This window comes from Clostridium sp. LS, assembly GCF_002760435.1.
GTDB lineage: Bacteria > Bacillota > Clostridia > Clostridiales > Clostridiaceae > Clostridium.
In genome coordinates this window covers 1-21,830 of the sequence record NZ_AUUU01000044.1, presented here as the reverse complement: position 1 = coordinate 21,830, position 21,830 = coordinate 1, and the positions used below count along the sequence as shown (strand labels likewise).

Annotated in this window: 16 protein-coding genes; 12 read left to right on the top strand and 4 right to left on the bottom strand. The window is 29.4% G+C overall.

Annotation, left to right across the window (positions count from 1 at the left end; translation table 11 throughout):
• Positions 1 to 71 precede the first annotated feature (71 nt).
• The 9 genes from COL3_RS11620 to COL3_RS11580 all read left to right on the top strand — a co-directional run bounded on the left by COL3_RS11620 (position 72) and on the right by COL3_RS11580 (position 13,842).
• Positions 72 to 965: a metal ABC transporter substrate-binding protein gene (locus COL3_RS11620; RefSeq protein WP_008423641.1), complete on the top strand. Its 894-nt coding sequence runs from the start codon at positions 72 to 74 to the stop codon at positions 963 to 965.
• Positions 966 to 1,312: 347 nt separating this feature from the next.
• Positions 1,313 to 3,391, top strand: coding sequence for a chemotaxis protein CheA (locus COL3_RS11615; RefSeq protein ID WP_008423643.1), 2,079 nt, complete (start codon positions 1,313 to 1,315; stop codon positions 3,389 to 3,391).
• Between the two features lie 79 nt (positions 3,392 to 3,470).
• Positions 3,471 to 5,873, top strand: coding sequence for a methyl-accepting chemotaxis protein (locus tag COL3_RS11610; protein ID WP_099716625.1), 2,403 nt, complete (start codon positions 3,471 to 3,473; stop codon positions 5,871 to 5,873).
• Between the two features lie 14 nt (positions 5,874 to 5,887).
• On the top strand, positions 5,888 to 6,388 hold the full coding sequence (locus COL3_RS11605) for a chemotaxis protein CheW (protein WP_008423647.1): 501 nt from the start codon (positions 5,888 to 5,890) through the stop codon (positions 6,386 to 6,388).
• 37 nt (positions 6,389 to 6,425) lie between these two features.
• Positions 6,426 to 9,455, top strand: coding sequence for a methyl-accepting chemotaxis protein (locus tag COL3_RS11600; RefSeq protein WP_008423649.1), 3,030 nt, complete (start codon positions 6,426 to 6,428; stop codon positions 9,453 to 9,455).
• 49 nt (positions 9,456 to 9,504) lie between these two features.
• A complete protein-coding gene (locus tag COL3_RS11595; protein WP_008423652.1) occupies positions 9,505 to 10,314 on the top strand; it encodes a protein-glutamate O-methyltransferase CheR in 810 nt (269 codons plus the stop codon).
• A 216-nt stretch (positions 10,315 to 10,530) separates the two neighbouring features.
• Complete coding sequence (locus COL3_RS11590) at positions 10,531 to 12,321, top strand: MutS family DNA mismatch repair protein (protein ID WP_008423654.1); 1,791 nt, start codon at positions 10,531 to 10,533, stop codon at positions 12,319 to 12,321.
• 41 nt (positions 12,322 to 12,362) lie between these two features.
• Positions 12,363 to 13,280: a 3'-5' exonuclease gene (locus tag COL3_RS11585; protein ID WP_008423656.1), complete on the top strand. Its 918-nt coding sequence runs from the start codon at positions 12,363 to 12,365 to the stop codon at positions 13,278 to 13,280.
• A gap of 112 nt (positions 13,281 to 13,392) precedes the next feature.
• Positions 13,393 to 13,842 carry a CBS domain-containing protein gene (locus tag COL3_RS11580; RefSeq protein WP_008423658.1) on the top strand — a complete coding sequence of 150 codons (450 nt, stop codon included), beginning with the start codon at positions 13,393 to 13,395 and terminating at the stop codon, positions 13,840 to 13,842.
• Between the two features lie 91 nt (positions 13,843 to 13,933).
• Here the strand turns inward: COL3_RS11580 and COL3_RS11575 are convergent, their stop codons facing one another.
• The 3 genes from COL3_RS11575 to COL3_RS11565 are packed head-to-tail and all read right to left on the bottom strand — an operon-like array spanning position 13,934 to position 15,870.
• Positions 13,934 to 14,593 carry a hypothetical protein gene (locus COL3_RS11575; RefSeq protein ID WP_008423660.1) on the bottom strand — a complete coding sequence of 220 codons (660 nt, stop codon included), beginning with the start codon at positions 14,591 to 14,593 and terminating at the stop codon, positions 13,934 to 13,936.
• An 8-nt stretch (positions 14,594 to 14,601) separates the two neighbouring features.
• Positions 14,602 to 15,252 (bottom strand): PspA/IM30 family protein, encoded by a 651-nt coding sequence (locus COL3_RS11570; RefSeq protein ID WP_008423662.1) that lies wholly within the window; start codon positions 15,250 to 15,252, stop codon positions 14,602 to 14,604.
• 21 nt (positions 15,253 to 15,273) lie between these two features.
• Positions 15,274 to 15,870: a hypothetical protein gene (locus tag COL3_RS11565; RefSeq protein ID WP_242982123.1), complete on the bottom strand. Its 597-nt coding sequence runs from the start codon at positions 15,868 to 15,870 to the stop codon at positions 15,274 to 15,276.
• 442 nt (positions 15,871 to 16,312) lie between these two features.
• Between COL3_RS11565 and rpsA the strand changes: the two genes are divergently transcribed.
• Complete coding sequence (gene rpsA / locus COL3_RS11560) at positions 16,313 to 17,461, top strand: 30S ribosomal protein S1 (protein WP_008423666.1); 1,149 nt, start codon at positions 16,313 to 16,315, stop codon at positions 17,459 to 17,461.
• 42 nt (positions 17,462 to 17,503) lie between these two features.
• Here rpsA and pyk read toward each other — a convergent pair whose 3' ends face one another.
• Positions 17,504 to 18,922, bottom strand: a complete 1,419-nt coding sequence (pyk, locus tag COL3_RS11555; protein WP_008423669.1) for a pyruvate kinase — start codon at positions 18,920 to 18,922, stop codon at positions 17,504 to 17,506.
• Between the two features lie 167 nt (positions 18,923 to 19,089).
• Here pyk and COL3_RS11550 point away from each other — a divergent pair, with 167 nt between their 5' ends.
• A complete protein-coding gene (locus COL3_RS11550; RefSeq protein ID WP_008423671.1) occupies positions 19,090 to 20,547 on the top strand; it encodes an aminoacyl-histidine dipeptidase in 1,458 nt (485 codons plus the stop codon).
• A gap of 528 nt (positions 20,548 to 21,075) precedes the next feature.
• The gene (locus COL3_RS11545; protein WP_008423673.1) at positions 21,076 to 21,669 is read left to right on the top strand and encodes a C40 family peptidase; all 594 of its coding nucleotides are present in this window, start codon (positions 21,076 to 21,078) and stop codon (positions 21,667 to 21,669) included.
• Positions 21,670 to 21,830: the final 161 nt, after the last annotated feature.

The window sequence follows — 21,830 nt, the reverse complement described above, 5'->3', positions numbered from 1 at the left end:
CATATTCAAACTTTATAAGTAATATTATAAAAGAGTTGCAAATGCAAATCAAATGCAAACGGAGGCATGGTATGAAAAAGAAAATTATTTCAGGATTATTAGCAACATTGATGGGATTTATGCTAATAGGCTGCAGTGCTAATACAAAAGTTACAAATCAGAACAACAATGATAAATTAAATATTACAGTTTCCATATACCCTTTAAAAGAATTTACTGAAAAAATAGCTGGTGATAAAGCAGTTGTCACCTGTTTAGTTCCAGATAATATGGAGCCACACGATTATGAACCTAAGACTAAAGATTTTCAAACTTTAACTAAAAGTAATATATTTATTTATAATGGATTAGGAATGGAGTCATGGGTGGATAAAATCAATGAAAGTATTAAAGATAAAAATGTAGTTATTGTTGATTCAAGTTCTGGCGTTGAAGTTAGAAAAGAAGGAAATGCTATTGATCCACACATTTGGCTAAGTTTAAAAAATGCAGAAATACAATCCGAAAATATAAAAGATGCTCTTATTAAATTAGATGAAAAAAATAAAGAGTATTATGAAGCTAATTATAATAACTTTAAAGGCGAATTAGAGAATTTATATAATGAGTATAAACCTAAGTTTGATACATTAAGCAAAAAAAATTTTATTACGGGTCATGCAGCATTCGGATATTTATGTAGGGATTTTGGGTTAACACAAAAGTCAGTGGAAAATTTATTTGCAGAAGGTGAACCAACTCCAAAGCAATTAGAAGAGCTAGTTAACTTTTGCAAAGAAAATAATATAAAGACGGTTTTTTCTGAATCATTAGCAAGCCCTAAAATTTCACAAACTTTAGCAAAGGAAGTAGGGGCAGAAGTTGTACCGATACTAACATTGGAATCTAAAGAGGATGATAAAGATTATATACAAGCAATGAAATATAACCTAGATGAAATATATAGATGTTTATCAAAGGAATAAATTTGAAAATTTTAACGCAAAAAATGTCACAAAATAATTTTGTGGCATTTTTTGCGTTCTTATATTAAAGTTGATAAATTTTGATGACAATACGGCTTTAATTGTTATAAGTTTGTTAATATATTATTCAAAATATTATCTTAATATATTATTTTGTTAATTTATGACTAATACTGTTAATTAAGCCTGAAGAACATATCAATGTATATTTTGCATTGATATAATTATGTATAAATAAATGTTAAAGGTTAATGAGATTAAAGATTTTATAATATAGTCATTTAAAAAAGAGTAAGTCTTAAAAAATTTGGGTTTCTTTTGGGAGTATTACTAATAGGGAGTGGAATATGGAAAATAGGGATTCTATGTTAGAGTTATTTATCTTTGAAACATTTGAAATGATAGAAAAGCTTCAGCAAATTATAATTGATAGTGAAAAGGCGCAAAAATTTGAGTCAGATGCTATTAATGAAATATTTAGAGTAATGCATACTATTAAAGGTTCATCTGGGATGATGAAATTTGATAACATATCTAATATTTCTCATACCATAGAAGATTTGTTTTATTTTATTAGGGAATCGAAACCTGAAAAACTTAATTACTCAATCTTAACAGATTTAGTTCTTGAAGGCAGCGATCTTATAAGAAGTGAAACAGAAAAAATAAACGACAATGAAGAAGCAGATGGGAATTTTTCTTTATTTATAAAGAAAGTAAATGAATTCTTGAATATTCTAAAAAACTCTAATGAAATAGCAGGAAATTTAGAAACTGATAAGGTTACAGAAATTTTAGAGAATAATATAGTTGAAGCTATAAATAAAGATATAGATGAAGAAAATGCTATGGAAGAACTCAAATATTTTGGGGATGATGCTGATAATATAAACATTAATTTATTTCGTGCTACATTATTTTTTGAAGAAGATTGTGGTATGGAGAATATAAGATGCTTTGGTGTTATTCACAAACTTAAAGAAATAGCAGAGATTTCGTATTTTTATCCTGAAGATATTGATGAAAACAATGATACGTGTGAAATTATAAAGAATAAAGGTTTCAAAATATTTTTCAAAACTGGTTGTGGAATAGAAGAGACTAGAGAATTTATAATGGAAACAATATTTTTAAGTAAAGTTAATATTAAGCAGTTTGATAATGAAGAGAAGTTCAGCAAAAAAATTAAAAAGGTTGATGAAAAATCAGAAGAACTTACTACAATTGATAAAGAAAACAGTATAAAAGAAAAAACTAAGAAGAGTCAAAAACAAAGCTTGATTAGTGTTGATGTTAATAAATTAGATAAGCTTATGGACTTAGTTGGAGAATTAGTTATATCAGAAGCAATGGTGACTAAGAATCCTGAGATTAAGGGATTAAAGTTAGATAGCTTCAAAAAAGCGGCAAGGCAACATAGAAAAAGACTTCTAGACCTTCAAGATGCCGTTATGTCCATAAGAATGGTATCTATTGCTCCGACTTTAAATAAGATGAATAGAATAATTAGAGATATGTGTAAAAAGTTAAATAAAGAAGCAGAACTTGAGATAATTGGAGAAGATACAGAGGTAGACAAGAACATTATAGAACATATAGGCGATCCATTAATGCATATAGTAAGAAATTCAATGGATCATGGTATTGAGAATCCAGAAGAAAGGATTAGTAATGGTAAGTCTTCAAAAGGAAAAATAACAATTGAAGCTAAAAGTACTGGTGGAGAAGTTTGGATTACTATAAAAGACGATGGTAAAGGTCTTAATAAAGATAAAATATTAAAAAAAGCAATGGAACATGGGTTGGTAAAATCAAATGTAAATGAGTTAACAGATAAAGAAATCTATTCGATGATATTTTTGCCAGGATTTTCAACAAACGAGAATGTTACTGAGTTTTCAGGACGTGGAGTTGGAATGGATGTAGTTATAAAGGAAATTGAAAAAGTCAGAGGTGTTGTGATTGTTGATAGCATACCCGGAAAAGAAACAACAACTTCAATAAAAATTCCTTTAACCCTTGCAATTGTTGATGGCATGACTATAAAAGTTGGAAAATCAGCTTTTACAATTCCTGTTAAGTCCATAAGACAATCTTTAATAATAAAAAAAGAAGACGTGATTAAAGATATTGATAATAAAGAAATGATACTTATAAGAGGAGAATGTTATTCGATATTAAGACTTCATGAACTTTATAATATTAAGACTAATGTAGTAAATATTGAAGATGGTATTGTTATTATGGTTGAAGATCAAGGTAAAAATAAATGTATTTTTGCAGATAAACTTATTGGAGAGCAGCAAGTAGTAATTAAGGAACTTCCAGATTACATTAAAAACGTAAAATGGGTAAGTGGATGTTCATTGCTGGGAGATGCAACTATAAGTTTAATTCTTGATACATCACAGATTGTTAATTTATGAAATTAAATCGTAATAAATTGTGAAACTAATATGAAAAGTTTTGAAGTTTGGAATTGAATAAAACTAATGAAATAGGGGTATGAAAATGTTGGGAATAAATAATTTAAAAATAAAGAGTAAGATTAGTCTAACTTTTGTATTTATGATTGCAATTGAAGGTATTCTATTTGCTATAGCTTATAAAGACATGGAAGATATAACACTTATAAAAGAATCACAAAGTAGTATAGTAATAGTTTTTGTATTATTAATAATTATTACAATAGTATTAGGCTTATTATTAATAAATTCAATTTGCAGACCTATAAAAAAACTTAATAATTTTGCTAAGAGCATTGAAAATGGAATTTTTAATAAAAATATAGAAATAAAAGCTAATGATGAAATTGGTGAATTAGCTAACTCGTTAAAAACAATATTAGAGGGTATAAATAATTTGGTTGAGGACTCTAATTTGATTAAAAGTTCTATTGAAGAAGGAAACTTTAATATAAACTTAGATAAGTCAAGATATAAGGGTAAATGGAAAGATATATGCGAAAATAATTTAATAACTACAAACCTATTTATTGAGAATATAAAAATGACATCAGATTATATAGGTAACATAAGCAAAGGGGAAATCAATACTAGATATAGTAAAGAGGAAGTAGGTGAATTTAATATTGTTAAAAATAATATTAATCAGCTTATTGATAATTTAAATGTTTTTTCTCAAGATATACATTGGCTTAGGCAAACTTTTAAAGAGGGGAATACAAGAGACAAGATAGATGATTCAAAGTTCCAAGGTATTTATAAGGAAATGGCTGAATGTATAAATGATACAATATGGATATCTATAGAGGTATTTATAAAATTGTTTGGAGTAATTCAAGCATACTCAAAAGGAGATTTTTCAGTCAAATTTGAGAAATTTCCAGGTAGATACGGATTAGTAAATGAACATATGGAAGATTTGAGAGGCAATCTACTAAATATATCTGTAGAACAAATTAATATAGCTAATGAAATTAAGCAAGGAAATTTATCTAAAAGAGTAGATGCATCTAAGTTTAGCGGTTCGTGGGCTGAAATGATTGAGGGAATTAATAAATTAATAGAGGCATTTGTTAACCCTATAAATGTAACAGCAGATTATGTAAATAGAATAAGTAAAGGGGATATACCAGAAAAGATAACAGATACATATCATGGAGATTTTAATAAAATAAAGAACAACTTAAATAACTGCATAGATAATATTAAGTCATTAGTCATGGATGCTAATATGTTATCAAAGGCAGCTGCAGAAGGAAAATTAGATGTAAGGGCAGACGAAACAAAACATAGTGGAGATTTTAAAAAGATAGTACAAGGTATAAATGAATTGATTGAAGCTCTGGTAAGACCAATTCAAGAAGTAACTAGTGTTATGGGTGAAATGAATAAAGGGATATTGGGTATTTCGGTAAAGGGGGATTACAAAGGAGAATTTAAGATATTAACAGAATCCATTAATAATTTCAGAGAACATTTAAAAAAATTTGTTGAAGAAATTTCTAAAATTATAGGAGAAATCTCTGAGGGGAATCTTGCAATTGAACGTGTTAGAGAATTTCAAGGTGATTTTAAAATGATTTCTACTTCTTTGAATACAATAATAGATTCATTAAATGCAGTGATTAGTGAAATAAATACTGCATCAGATCAAGTGTATGCAGGAGCAAGTCAGGTTTCAGACAGTAGCCAAGCAGTATCTCAAGGAGCCACAGAGCAAGCAAGTACAGTAGAAGAATTAACATCTTCTATAACAGAAGTGGCAGCACAAACAAAAGAAAATGCTATAAATGCAAATCAAGCTAAGGATCTTGCTCTGTATGTAAAGAAAAATGCAGAGGAAGGCAATAAGCATATGAGTGAGATGCTTAAATCTATGAGTGAAATAAATGAATCTTCTGCAAATATTTCAAAAATAATAAAGGTTATAGATGAAATCGCATTCCAGACTAATATCCTTGCACTTAATGCAGCAGTGGAAGCAGCAAGAGCAGGACAACATGGTAAAGGCTTTGCAGTAGTAGCTGAAGAAGTAAGAAATTTAGCAGAGAGAAGTGCAAATGCAGCTAAAGAAACTACAGATATGATTGAAAGCTCTATAAGGAAATCTGAAAAAGGTACTGAAATTGCAAATAATACAGCAAAAGCTTTATATGAAATAGTTGATGGGGTTTCAAAAGCATCAGTTATAGTAGCAGAAATTGCAGCAGCTTCAGATGAACAGGCGATTGGTATTGCACAAATAAACCTAGGAATTGAGCAAGTATCACAAGTTATTCAGTCAAATTCAGCAACTGCAGAAGAAAGTGCAGCAGCTAGTGAACAGCTTTCAAGCCAATCAGAAATGCTTAAAGAAATGATTTCTAGTTTTAAACTCAGAAATAGTAGTGATAACTGCGGTGGTCTATTAAATAATAGAATCAAGAACTATAAAAATAATTGAAGAAGGTGAATAAAATGTCAGAACTACTAGAGAATTTGATTGAAAATGAAGAAGATACTCAAAAAGATAAATATCTTATTTTTTCAATTAGTAAAGAATACTATGGTATTGATATTAAATATGTAATAGAAATTATAGGTATTGAGCCAATAACTGAGGTGCCGGAATTACCTAACTTTATTAAAGGTGTAATAAATCTTAGAGGTAAGATAATACCCGTAATGGACGTTAGGCTAAAATTTAAAAAGGAAGAAAAAGAATATGATGATAGGACATGTATTATAGTAGTTGAAATAGGCAATATATGTATTGGCTTAATAATAGATAGAGTCGTAGAGGTAGCTACTATTGATGAAAATAATATTTCACCACCACCGAAGACTAGTAGCAATAAAGATTCTTTTAATAAATACATGAAGGGAATTGGAAAAACTCAAAATGCTATAAGACTCCTTATAGATTGTCAAAAGCTTTTAGAACAAGAGGAAATAGAAGAATTGACAAATAAAGAATAAGATAATTACAATTTCTAAAAAAATGGGAGGTTAATAAATGAATTGGTTTTTAAATTTGAAAATTGGTAAAAAATTAATCTTAAGCTTTGTATTAATATCATTAATTACAGGAATAATGGGTATTTATGCAATTATGAATTTAAAATCTTTAGACAATGAAGAAACAGTATTATATGAACATATGACAGTGCCTATTTCACAAATATCAGAAATATCAACGGAATTTCAAAGAACAAGAGTACTTGCAAGAGAGATAGTAACGGCACAATCAGCTGCTGATATTGAGACAGATATTAAGGAAGTTCAAGAGAAAAGAGCAAATGTTGATAAGCTAGCAGAAGAATTTAACAAGACAATTCTTTCAGAAAATATGAGACAGCAGTTTGAAACTTTTAAAGTAGCAAGAAGTAACTATAGAGAAAAATATGATAGAATGGTTAGCCTTGTAAAAGAAAATAAAGGTGAAGAAGCTTTGGCTATGATTAGAGATGACGGTGAATTAGGTAAAGCATCAAAGGCGGAAGAAGATGCTATAGAAAAAATGGTACAAACAAAGGTTAGTGATGCAAAAGAAAGAGCGGATTTAAATACTAAAAATGCTGACATTACAATGATAACAGTGGTTGTAGTAATTATTTTCGTTATGAGCATATCAATACTAATTGGAATATATATTTCACGTTTAATAACTAAGCCTATAAAAAGAGTATTATATATAATTGAAGAAATGTGCGAAGGTCATTTTGCTGAAAAAACAAATATACATACAGATGATGAAATAGGACAAATGTCTAAAGCATTGGATTTTTTTGCAGATGAATTAAAATCTAAAATAATTGAAGTTATGAATAATATATCTAAGGGCGATGTGAGTATGGATATATCTTTAAAAGATGAAAGAGATGAACTAGCTCCAGCCTTAAAGAAGATGGTAGAAAACATAAGATCATTAGTAATGGATGTAAATATGTTATCAATGGCGGCTATAGAAGGAAATTTTGATGCAAGAGCAGATTTATCAAAACATGAAGGTGAGTTTAAAAGAGTTATAGAAGGAGTAAATGGTACTTTAGATACCATTGTAGATAAGGTTGTTTGGTATGAAGCTATTATAGATGCTATACCATTTCCAATACATGTTACAGATAACAATATGAATTGGACATATATGAATAAGTCCTTTGAAAATTTATTGACTAACCAAGGTGTTATCAAAGATCGTAAATCAGGGTATGGATTAGCATGTAGTCATGCAGGAGCAAATATATGTAATACTGAGAAATGCGGTATAAAACAACTTCAAAAAGGCAAGGCAGAAAGTTTCTTTGAATGGTGTGGTATGAGTAATAAACAAGATACATCATATTTAAAGAATAAAAATGGTGAAAATGTCGGGTATGTTGAAGTTGTAACTGATTTAACTCCAATTATCAGAGTAAGTGATTATACAAAGATTGAAGTTAAGAGACTTGAAGAAAATTTAAAGTTATTATCTAATGGAAATACTAATTTTGATCTTAAGATTCAAGAGGCAGATAAATATACTGAAGAGGTTAGTGAACAATTCAAGGGAATATATGATAGTTTAGAGGATGTAAAAAATGCAGTAGATAACCTTATAGCAGATGCTGGCATGCTATCAAAAGCAGCAATAGAAGGAAAACTAAATACAAGAGCGGATTCAGAAAAACATAGTGGGGACTTTAAAAGAATAGTAGAAGGAGTAAATGCAACTCTAGATTCGGTAATAACACCACTAAATGTTGCAGCAGAATATGTAGATAGAATAAGTAAAGGAGATATACCAGAAAAAATAACAGATACTTATTATGGCGATTTTAATGAAATAAAAAATAACTTAAATAATTGTATTGATAATATAAATGCATTGATAACAGATGCGAATGTGTTATCTAATGCAGCCATGGAAGGAAATTTGGATACGAGAGCAGATGAAGCAAAACACAGTGGGGATTTCAAGAAAATAGTAGTCGGAATAAACGAATTAATTGAAGCTATGGTAGCCCCAATAAAGGATGTAATTGAAGGTATGACTAAACTTGAAGAAGGAAACCTGCAAGTTTCGATTAGTGAGAATTATAAAGGAGAATTTGGTGTATTAGCATCATCCGTTAATTCTACAATAAATTCTTTAAATAATGTTATTAGTGAGATAAATAATGCTTCAGAGCAAGTTCTTTCAGGCTCACGCCAAGTTTCAGATGCTAGCCAAGGATTATCACAAGGTGCTACACAACAAGCAAGTGCTATTGAGGAATTAAATGCTTCTATAGCTGATGTTGCAAATCAAACAAAAGAAAATGCTGATAATGCAAATCAAGCTAAGGAACTTGCTCTCAAGGTAAAGGAAAATGCAGAAGAAGGAAATAAACATATGGAAGAGATGCTTAAATCTATGAGCAATATAAATGAATCTTCTGCTAATATCTCAAAAATAATAAAAGTCATAGATGAAATAGCATTCCAAACAAATATACTTGCACTTAATGCAGCAGTAGAAGCAGCAAGAGCAGGTCAACATGGTAAAGGATTTGCGGTGGTTGCTGAGGAAGTAAGAAACTTGGCAGAAAGAAGTGCAAATGCAGCTCAAGAAACTACGGATCTTATAGAAGGTTCTATAAAGAAAATTGAAAAAGGAACTGAGATAACAAATAAAACAGCCAAAGCGTTAGATGAAATGGTAGAAAGTGTATCTAAAGCAGCTGAACTTGTGGCGGAAATTGCTGCATTGTCAAATGAACAGGCTTCTAGTATTTCTCAAATAAATTTAGGAATCGATCAAGTATCACAAGTAGTTCAGGAAAACTCATCAACTGCTGAACAAAGTGCAGCGGCAAGTGAAGAACTTTCAAGTCAGGCAGAATTACTTAAGGAAATGGTTTCTAATTTTAAGCTTAAAAGTAATACTATGATAAATGGTCCGCTAAATAGTAAATATACGGACAAACTAAATTATAACGAAGGGGCTAGCATTCCTATTAAAGAAATAACAAAAACAATTAATAGGAAACTCGTTTTAAGCGATAGAGAGTTTGGAAAATACTAATTCAAAATTAATAGTTGTTAATTATATGCTGTAATTGGTAGGTGTGTTTATGATTAATATTAGTGAAAAGGAATTTGCAGAACTTACAAAGTTCTTAAAAAATAATTATGGTATAAATTTGACACATAAAAAAAATCTCGTTGAGAGTAGATTGAATAATGTTCTTATTGAAAAAGGCTTTACCAGTTTTAGACAGTATCTTGATTATGTCTTCTCAGATATCACACAAAGTGAACTAACAACATTAATTAATAAGCTCACTACAAATCATACTTTTTTTATGAGAGAGAATGAACATTTTCAATTCTTTAAAAATAAAGTATTACCGTATTTATCAACTACTGTTAGAGATAAAGATTTAAGAATTTGGAGTGCGGGGTGTTCGTCAGGAGAGGAAGCTTATACCCTAGCAATGATAATGCAGGATTATTTTTCAGAGGAAAGCAGTTCATGGGACAAGAAGATTTTGGCGAGTGATATATCTATTGATGTCCTTAATATGGCGGAGGAAGGTATGTATGATATAAATCGCTTAGAGAAAGTTTCGCAAAGTTGGAAATTAAATTACTTTAATAATGTAGATAATAAAAAATACAAAATAAATTCAAAATTAAAAAAGGAAGTAATTTTTAGATTATTTAATCTAATGGATGATTTTCCTTTTAGAAAAAAGTTTCATGTTATCTTTTGCAGAAATGTTATGATATATTTTGATAAAGAAACAAAAGAGAAACTTATAAAAAAATTTTATGATGCAACTGAGGCTGGAGGATATCTTTTTATTGGACTTTCAGAGACTCTGAATAAAACTGAGATTCCATATGAATATGTAATGCCTTCAGTTTACAAAAAAGTATAAATTATTAGAAATAGTAGGACTATCTTTCAATATGATTTGGAAGATAGTCTTTTTCAATGATGAAAAGTTTTAGATCCATGAAAAATCAAAAAAATGTAGTGTAAGTAATTGACACTTTTTTCTAATAACGTAAAATAGAAATAGTAGTGATTATTAAAACTATTATATATAATGAAAATTATAACTTTCATTATTAAGTTATAATAAGGAGAAATTATGAGTTTAGCAGAAGAATTTTATAAAAATAATATAGAAATAAATAAAAGTAAAAGTAAATCATTAAGTACAAAAGTTGAAATTGTAGGCTGGGCTAGATTGGCAGTAGCACTTTCTCTTATATTAGTTGACTATTTTTTATATAAGCAAAATAAAATAAGTTTTATGATAGTAGCAACAATCTTTCTTATATGCTTTTTTCTATATTTGGTTTTTTATCATAACAGAATATTTGAACAAAGAAAAAGAATTGATTTACTATTAAATATAAACCAAAATGGATTAAAGAGAATTAATAATGAGTTTAGTTCTTTTGACGATAATGGTTCAGAATATTTAGATGGCAAACATCCATTCATAAATGATTTGGATGTTTTCGGAAATAATTCGGTTTTTCAATATATTAATACTACAGTAACAAAAGGGGGAAGAGAATTATTAGTAAAATTATTGAAGAATGAAGAAGTATTAAGAAAAAATCAAATAAATGAAAGACAGGAAGCAGTTAAGGAATTAGGAGAAAAATCTGTATGGAGACAAAAAATAATTGTTGAAGGGAATCTAAAAAAATCAAAAGATATAGATTTAGACAGCTTAATTAAATGGAGTAAGAATAAAGAATCTTCAAGTCCATTGAGGGTAGCTATTGCTTGTACATTTATATTATCAACCATATGCACTATATATGTATGTTTTAAAAGAATAGTACCAGAATCATTTTTTCTTTTAGATTTATTAGTAAATTTCATTGTAATTAAGATATTATCTAAAGGGATGGTAAAGGAACTTGAATTATTTGAATCCATAAAAAATAGCGTATACGGATATAGCAAGATATTGCAATTGATAGAGGAGGAAAATTTTAATTCTCTATATTTAAAGAAACTACATGGTAAGCTAAAACAGAAGGAGTTAAGCTGCAAAGAAGAAATTAGGAAATTCTCCAATATATTAGATTGGGCAGGAGATAGTAAATATAATGCTTACTATTTAATATTGAATGTCCTTTTATTCTCAGATGTATTTTTAATAAGAAGCTTGGAAAAGTGGAGAGAAAGAAATGGAAAGAGGCTTGAAGAATGGCTTAAAGTAATGCACGAAATAGATGCACTCTGCAGTATATCAAATTTGTCTTTTGAGAATGAAGGTTGGACTTATCCAATAGTTCTAGATGCAAGCGAAATAGAAGGAGTTAATATAGGGCATCCTCTCCTTGGGAAAAAAGCGGTTAAAAACACATTTTCTTTAAAAGGCGAGAAGAAAGCAGCATTAATTACTGGTTCTAATATGTCTGGTAAAAGCACATTTTTAAGAACTTTAGGGGTAAATTTGATCCTCAGCTACATTGGAGCACCTGTATGTGCAGAGAAATTCTCTTGCGGAATTATGAGTACCTATACTTGTATGAGGACAAAAGATAATTTAGAAGAAAATATTTCTTCGTTTTATGCAGAGATTTTAAGAATAAAAATGTTAATAGAAGCATGTAAAAAAGGAGAAAAGATATTTTTCCTTTTAGATGAAATATTTAAAGGAACAAATTCTAAAGATAGGCATATTGGTGCAAAAGTGCTTATTAAGCAGTTAATTGAGTATGGAGGAGTTGGCCTTGTATCCACTCATGATTTAGAATTATGTGATTTGGAAAAAGAAAATAAAGGCATAATAAATTATAACTTTAGAGAGTTCTATGAAAATGATAAAATTAAATTTGATTATATATTAAGAAGAGGAAAGAGTGAAACACAAAATGCAATTCATTTAATGAAGCTTGCAGGTATAGATTTTTAGAATATATTATAATTATAAAGTAGCGTTAGGAAGGATTAAGTATGGGATATATTATTGTTGATCTAGAGTTTAACAACTTGAAAAATATAACAAATTACTACAAAGATTTTTTTGATAAGTATGGTGAATTTAAAGCAGTAGATTTAGAAAATGAGATTATTGAAATTGGGGCTGTAAAAGTAGATAAGTACATGAAAACTATAAGTGAAATGAGAGAATATATTAAGCCAAGTGTATTTCCTATAATTAATCCTATAGTAACTGAAATTACTAAAATAGATGCAGATACACTTAATGAAAAGGGAATATCTTTTAAAGAAGCGATAGATAAACTTAAGGATCTATTCGAGGAAGGAGATGTTCTTTGCTCATGGGCGAAAGATGATGTTGCAGAGCTAATTATTAATGCACATCATCATAACTATAGTAACTTGAAATGGCTTAATGAGTATTTAGATATACAAGAATATACTTCTAAAATGCTAGCTCATAAAAAGGCATTAGGATTAAAAGCGGCTTTAGATGAACTTAAAATTAAAGTTGATGATTCAAAATTACATGATGCGCTAAATGATGCTAAGTATACTGTGGAAGTGTTTAGAAGGGTATATAATTCTAGAGTAATTAAAAATTATATAGTTAGTGATATATATAATATGCCTGCTATTCATGTATCAAATCTAGAAGATGTGAAAATTGATGAAGAAAGATTAAAGTTAAGCTGTCCTAAGTGTGGAAAAAGAATTGAATTAGAAACTTCAATTGAACTTTTAAATTGGAGATTTGCAGCAGTAGGAACATGTCCTAAATGTAGAAGTAACGTTTTGTGCGAAGTTTTGGTGAAAAAAACCCTTCAAGGGGAGGATGGGTATGATGAAGTTAACAGTATTTTAAAAAATGAAACATACCTAAATTATATCTATAAATTAGAGAATAATGGGAAGAAGCGGTCATATTAATAAATATTCAACAATAAGTAATAATTTCTTTAAGGAATTTTAAGATAAAATATGATAAAATAGATTTGTAAATAAAAATTAAACGAATACATTTAAGGAAAGGATTTTATTTATGAATATAGCCTTTTTTCTTACTCCCAAAAATGAAGTTATATGTGAAAATCAAGAAGCAACAATGAGACAAGTTATGGAGAAGATGGAGCACCATAGGTATACGGCGATTCCAATTATAGATAAGGAAGGAAAATATGTAGGGACATTAACAGAGGGCGATTTGCTATGGAAATTGAAAAATACCCATAATTTAAACTTTAAAAATATTGAATCTGTAAAAGTTAAAGATATACCAAGAAGAATAAATCATAAATCTGTTTCTATAACATCTAATATAGAAAGTTTAATATCGTTGGCTGAAAGTCAGAATTTTGTTCCAGTAACTGATGATAATGGGACTTTTATAGGGATAATAAAAAGAAGTGATATTATAAACTATTGTTTCAATGAGATGGAAAAGAGAAAAAAATTAGAAATACAGCAGTTCTCTCTTTATGATGAGGGTTAATGCATTAAAAAATACCTGCTATAGCTAAGTGTAACTATAGCAGGTATTTCTGACAGTGTCTAAATAAGTATTAATATTTGAGATAAATTATTTACTCAGCGTTTTGATAGGTTTCTACTATAAAATCAAATTCTTCAGGATTAGTTATTTCACCAAATGAATCATCTCTAATTCCAGGATAATAATATAATACAAGTTTATCACTTGAATTATTAAGATTTTCTAATAGAATATACAGATTGTCCAAAGTGCAATCCTCAACTACAGCTAGAGCTTTATACTTCGATGATACTCCAGTGTCATTGTTAGTAAGATCCAAAGTGAAATTTTCAAACTTTCTTACATTAACCTTTTCTTTATCGCAAGAGCAAATCCTAGAACCACTTCTACAGCTAGAGCACTTTTTAAATTTGCATTCAAAAGCGCAATTTAAGCATTCACAGTGGGAACATTTTTCTAGCTGTTTAAAAACTTCCATATTTTTAGTTTTAAAATCTTGAAGCAAAGTAATACTTGGGTTAGATTTAAACATTGAAAATAAAGATTTCTTTTTGCAATCAGCTTCGGCTGAGTCTAAAAGTTTAATATATTCTTGAAGAATTGATGTTTTAGTAAAATACTTTCGAATCTTCAAATCTTTTTCGGGGATAAAAGGGGATATTTCACTTATAGCATAGGCAACATCAGTGTAAATCTTTCCCCAATATCTTCGTTCTTCATTTATGAAATCAATATCTTTACTATTATCCATCTTACCACCTAGTTAGTTTTATATTTTGCTAATTCAAGATCCAAGTCAACTTCATCTAATTTTTCGAACTCACTATCAAAGTTATCTATGTCTCTTAATTCACCTAATCCTTGTGCAAGTGATTCTTTTCTTTGAATTTTCCTTTCAATGCTGTCAATTTGTATTGAATTGCTCTTAGTTTGAACATTTGCAAGAACTTCATTAACTTTTTGAGATGCTTCAGCATTTGCAAATCTTGCAGCAGCTTCATCTCTATAGCTTCTAGTTTTTGTTATTTCTTCTTCTAAAGCACGAAGATTTGCCTTTAATGTATCAGCTTGTGTTTTAGCATTATCATAGCTAGCTTGTAAAGAAGAAATCTTTTTGTCTGTTTCTACTTTTTTAGCTAAAGCTCTTTTAGCTAAATCCTCATTTCCTTTGCTTAGTGCTAATTTTACCTTTTGGTCATAATCTTCAGACTCTTTTTTTGCAGCATCTAACTTCTTTTCAATCTCATGAACATTTCCTAAAATTTGAGCTGAACTTAATTTAGCTTTATTGAATTGTTCATCCATATCACGTAATTTTTGATCCAATAATTCAATAGGGTTCTCCATTTCATCTAAAGTGTTATTTACCTTTGCTTTAAGCATATTTGACATTCTCGAAAAAATTCCCATGTTATTACCTCCAAAATTTTATTATTTTCTTTTATTATTTAAATATTTTTTTATTATTAGGATAGCTAGTATAAATATTCCAGCTAAAACTAAAGCATTAATTAATGAACTTGAAGCTGAACCAAAATAAAACGGTCTGTAAAAATATCCGCCACCTCCACCGAAGTATGGCCAAAATGAACTCCTTCCAGAACCTGAATTATAGGTTTGAGTATTATTACTACTATTATTATCATTTGTGTTTGAAGATGTTGAAGAATCATTATTTTTATTTTTATCAGTTGTAGAATAGGAGCCACTACTAAATCCTTTTGCAGCACCATTGCTTGTGCTTGAAGATGATGTACTTGAATCTGAGCTATTAGTAGAGCTTCCACTTGAGAAACTTCCGGATTTAAATCCTTCCCCGCTCTTGGAACTAGTAGAATCACTACTTGTAGAAGATTTGCTAGATGAACTCGAGCCGCTTGAGCCACTAAAAGATCCTGAACTGAATCCGCTGCTAGAACTAGATTTACTACTGCTGCTAGAGCTCGATTTACTGCTACTACTACTAGATTTTGCAAAAACAATGTTGCTACTTGATTTATTTATACCTACAAATGACAAAGTATCCAAAGGTAAGCTAGAAAATGTAAATATAAATGTTAAAAGTATGGTTAAAATATATCTTTTTTTAATCTTATGAATAGTGAGCCCCCCTTTAAAGATTATGTATTTATTATATAAAAAAGATTTCCTATACACAATATGGAAAAACAACGAAAAAGGACTAAAAAGGATAATTACAATAAGATATAAGTACTATAAGTTCAAATATCTCATCAATAGTAGTTATATCTAACTCTTTAAGGGTTAATTAATACCGTTTTGTTTATGTGTATTTAATCAATGATAAAAGAATATTAATATAAGAATGTATCAAAGAATACCTAGAGTAGATGAACTATACTTGTATAATGTTTTTTCTTGGGCTAATATTGTAAGTAAGGTAAGGCACAATCAAGAAATAATACATCAATATACGTGCCTAAATTATAAATTAAGGAGTGATTTTATAATGTCTAATGAAGAAATCAGCATGAGTGAACTTTTAAATGAGTATGATGTAAAGAGATTAAGTGAAGGAGATATTTTGAAAGGCAAAGTTATAGATGTAAATGATAAAGAAGTTTCAGTTAATATAAACTATGCTTTTGATGGATTGATATCTAAAGATGAATTATCAGTGGATGGAAAAGATCCTAGGGAAGTAGTTAATAAGGACGATGAAATTGATGTATATGTATTATCGCCAAATGATGGTGAAGGGTATGTTGAACTTTCTTTAATTAGAGCTCAAGCATTAAAAGATAAAGATGAGTTGAAGAAGGTTTATGAAGAGCAAAAGGATATTGTAGTAAAAGTTAAAGAGGAAACTAAAGGGGGAGTAATTGCTTATTATGGCAATGTTAGAATATTTATTCCAGGTTCCCTTGCAAGCAGAGAAAGAATAGAACTTAGCACCTTGGTTGGAAAAGAATTTAATGTTAGAATTACAGAATTAGATTTTAGGAATAATAAGATTATAGCGTCTAGAAAAATAATTGAAGAAGAAGAGTATAATAAGAACAAAAAGGCAGTATGGAACGGCTTGGTTGAAGGCGAAAAGAGAAGTGGTGTTGTTAAAAAGCTAGTTAAGTTTGGTGCTTTTGTAGATATTGGAGGGATAGAAGGTTTAATTCATCTTTCAGACTTATCTTGGGAGAGAGTTAATAAGCCGGAAGAAGTAGTTAGTGAAGGCGACAGAGTTGAAGTATTTATAGGCAACATAGATAAGAAAAATGAAAGATTATCTTTAATATTAAAGGATGTAAATAAAGAGCCATGGTCAGTACACAGTGATAATATTAAAGAAGGAGATATTCTAGAAGGAAAAGTTGTGCGTTTAACATCATTTGGCGCATTTGTAGAACTATTTGATGGAATTGAAGGTCTAGTACATATAACTGAGATTACTGATGAACATATAGCAAAAGCTTCAGATGTTGTAGAAGTTAATCAAAAAGTTAAAGTTAAAGTATTAAACTTTAATAGGGAAGAAAGAAAGATATCTTTAAGTATAAAAGAAGCTGTTGATACTAATAAGGAATATCTTGACTATGTTGATAATAATGAAGAAACAGGAACATCGTTAGGAGATCTACTTAAAGGGTTTAAGTTTGAATAAATAAAAGAGGAATGGGGTAAAATTCCATTCCTCTTTTGCTTACTAAATTTTTTCTATCTTTAACATATTAGTTCCACCAGTATGAGTTGTTGGCATTCCAGCAGCAACTATTATGTCATCTCCAGGTTGAGTTATACCTAATTCATGTACTATATTTTTAGCTTCAGTTAATATTTGATCTGTTGTATTAAACATGTCGCATTTCATAGGGCATATACCAAAATTTAAGTTTAATGATCTTCTTACTTGATCGTAAGGTGTTATTGCTATGATTGGAGCTTTAACTCTATATCTAGAAAGAATTCTTGCAGTAGATCCGCTCTTAGTTGCAGCAACTATAGCTTTTGCATGCAGCATATTTGCAGTTCTACAAGCTGAGTAGCTTATTGCAGATGCGTAATCATTAAGAGAAGGTTCTCTTAATCTTGAAGTTAAGTGGTTGTAATCTAAATATTCTTCAGCTTCTTGAGCTATTTTAGACATTGTTTTTGCAGCTTCTATTGGGAAAAGACCAGAAGCACTTTCACCACTTAGCATGATTGCATCAGTTCCATCAAAAATGGCATTACAAATATCACTCGCTTCAGCTCTAGTTGGAAGTGAATTTCTAATCATTGAATCAAGCATTTGAGTTGCAGTTATAACTACTTTGCCTGCTTCATTACATTTTTTAATAATTTGTTTTTGAATTATAGGCACTCTTTGGATTGGGATTTCAACACCCATGTCTCCTCTGGCAACCATTACAGCGTCAGTTACTTCGATAATTGAATCCATATTATCTACGCCTTCTTGGTTTTCTATTTTAGCAATTACTTTTATTTGCTCACCATGATTTTCTTTTAAAACTTTTTTTACATCTAAAATGTCACTAGCTTTTCTTATAAAAGAAGCAGCTATAAAGTCAACGCCCATTTGACATCCAAATTTAATATCTTCAATATCTTTTTCAGTAATAGATGGTAATTTAATTATTACATTAGGTACGTTAACACCTTTATGATTTTTAATCATTCCACCAACAATAACTTTTGTATGTATTGTTTTACCGTCAACACCAGTAACTTTAAACTTTAATAAACCATCATCAACAAGAATTTTTCCACCAACTTTTATATCTTGATAAAGAACATCATATGAAATAGAGCATCTCTTTTCATCACCAAGGATTTCTTCACCACAAATGAAGTCGAAATCATCTCCTTCATTAAGAGTTACGCCGTCATTAATGAAATTATGAGTTCTGATTTTTGGACCCTTTATATCAAGAACAATAGCTGTAGCAGAATTCATCTCTTTACGTATACGTTGGATTAATTCGATTTTCTCTTTGTGTGATTCATGTGTACCATGAGAAAAATTTAATCTTGCAGCGCTCATTCCAATTTCGATAAACTTTCTTAAAGTTTCTTCGTTATCACTTGCTGGACCAATAGTAAAAATCATTTTTGTTTTTTGCATACAAACACCTCACATTAAAATTTTATATATTATACTTATAGTGTGTGAAATAATAAATCATAAAATAATAATAATATAAATAAATATAGAAATATTTTATGATAAACTAAGAAAAAGATATGTATATTGATATTTTATCACATAATTGGAGAAAGGGAGAACAAACTATGAAAATTTTAGAGAATATTACAGAGGAAAGAATTTTCCATCACTTTAAGGAGATAAATAAGATACCTAGAGGTTCTGGAAATGAAAAGCAAATAAGTGATTATTTGATTGGATTTGGAAAACAATTAGGTCTAGAGTGCATTCAAGATGAAGCTTTAAATGTCATTATAAAAAAGCCAGCATCAAAAGGATATGAAAAAGCACCAACAGTTATAATTCAAGGTCATATGGATATGGTTTGTGAAAAAAATAATGATAAAGTTCATGATTTCACAAAGGATCCTATAAGTTTTATAGTCAAGGATGATTATATATATGCTGACAAAACTACTCTTGGGGGAGATGACGGAATTGCAGTTGCTTATGCAATGGCAATATTAGAAGATAATACAATAGAGCATCCACCACTTGAAATATTAATAACAACAGATGAGGAATCTGGGATGAGTGGAGCTAGAGCTGTGAAACGAGAACATTTGAATGGAAAAATTGTTTTAAACCTTGATTCCGAAGAAGAGGGAATGCTTTGGGTTAGCTGTGCTGGTGGAATCAGAACTCAGTCTACATTACCTATTGATTGGATAAATAAAAAAGATAATACAAAGGAATTCATACTAGAGGTCAAAGGCCTTAAGGGAGGTCATTCAGGAGCTGAAATCCATCTTGGAAGAGGAAATGCTAATAAGCTAATGGGAAGATTGTTAAGAGAAATTTCTAAAGGAATTGATTTAAATTTAGTTTCCTTAAATGGAGGTGCAAAAGATAATGCTATCCCTAGAGAAGCTGTAGCAATTATCTCAATTGATCAATCGAAGGAAAAAGAATTAATGGAAATTAAGGCAAGAGTATTGGAAGAATTTAAAAATGAATTTATTAAGAAAGATCCTGGTTTGGAGGTAATCTTATTATCTGATGAAGCAAAAGTAGAAAAGGTGTTTTCAGATGAGACTACAAAAAAAGCAATTAGTTTATCCTATCTATATCCAAATGGAATAAATACAGTTAGTTCTGAAATAGAAGGATTAACAGAAAGCTCAACAAACCTTGGAGTAGTTGTAACTAATGAAAATAATATAGAATATCACAGTGCAGTAAGAAGTTCTATATATTCATTAAAAGCAGAAATAGTTGAAAGAAATAGGTGTTTAACTGAAATTCTAGGAGGAGCATTTATAGTTAACTCAAGTTACCCAGAGTGGCCATATAAAGCAGATTCAAAAATAAGAGATACATGTAAAAAAGTATATTCAAGAATGTATGGAAAAGAGCCAGAAGTTGTAGCTATCCATGCTGGGCTGGAGTGTGGAATTCTTAAGGAAAATTTAGGAGATTTAGATATGATTAGTTTTGGCCCAGATATATTTGACATTCATACACCGAATGAGCATATGAGTATACCATCTGTTCGCAGATGTTTTGAATATCTGCTAGAAATTCTTAAAGAAATAAGAGCTTAATTAATGAGAAGCTATAGGTTAAAAGTGATAAGTTGAAGATGAAGCTTAAAAAGAGTTCATGTATCAAAATGTAAAGTTTGGATACATGAACTTTTCTGATTAAGCGATTTCTAAGGATGTTTTGAAAATCCTATGGCTTTTCTTCCTTAACTTATCATTTATCACTTTTATCTTATCGCTAATTCAACTCTTATCTTCAATTCAAATACAACAAGAATTATATTATCAAATCATTTTTTGTACCAAATTTGAAATATGCCCCATTTAAGAAAATAAGTAATACTGGCGGCAAAATATAAGTTGAAAAGTCAGAAAATTATAAATTTAGAGTAAATAGTCATCTTAATGAGGAATCATGAGAAAACTGAAGATATTTTATTGTAAATAAAGATATAATTGTGTCAAAAGTTTGACCTGTATCCAACTTTTGAATATACTAAAAACATGTTTGAAAATTTCAAGATAATATAAGCAGAAGTGAAAATGTTTTCTAGTATAATATAATTTAGGTCATGAGAGGGAATTGAGATGAGAAATAAAAAGAATATGCTTACAAAATGCATAATTGCAACTTTTATTTTTTTAGGAGTTTGCTTTATTAACACTCAAAATGCTAAAGCCGATACTACACTGACAGCTAATAAAGGAATTACACTAAAAACAAGCGAGCTTAAAACAACTAAGGTAATTAAAGCACCTTCAGATGAAAATGTTTCCTCAAGTAATACTGATAGTGTTTCGAGAGGTACAATTAGTAAAGGAAATGAAGTTGTTAATTACGCATATAAATTTTTAGGAAAACCATATGTTTATGGTGCGAATGGACCCAATGCTTTTGATTGTTCCGGATTGACACAATACGTATACAATAAATTTGGAGTGGGATTGTCGCGTACTACATATTCTCAAGTTAATGAAGGAATTAAAGTAAATAGAAATGATTTAAGACCAGGAGATTTAGTATTCTTCAATACAGAAGGATCAATAAGCCATGTTGGAATTTATATAGGAGGCGGGGAATTTATTCACGCGCCAAGAACAGGAAAGCCAGTAATGGTAAGTTCACTATCCGATGGCTACTATGCTGAAAAGTATGCTACAGCTCGAAGAATATTTAACTGAATAGATGAATAATTTTAATACTTAAAAATTAATTAATAAGTAAATGAAGAGAATACATATATACTCTACTGGTTAGAGAATATATGTATTCTCTTCATTTGTACTTAAGGCACATGAAAATAAATAACAAGTCCAAAGTTGCCATGGAAAATAGGCTGGCA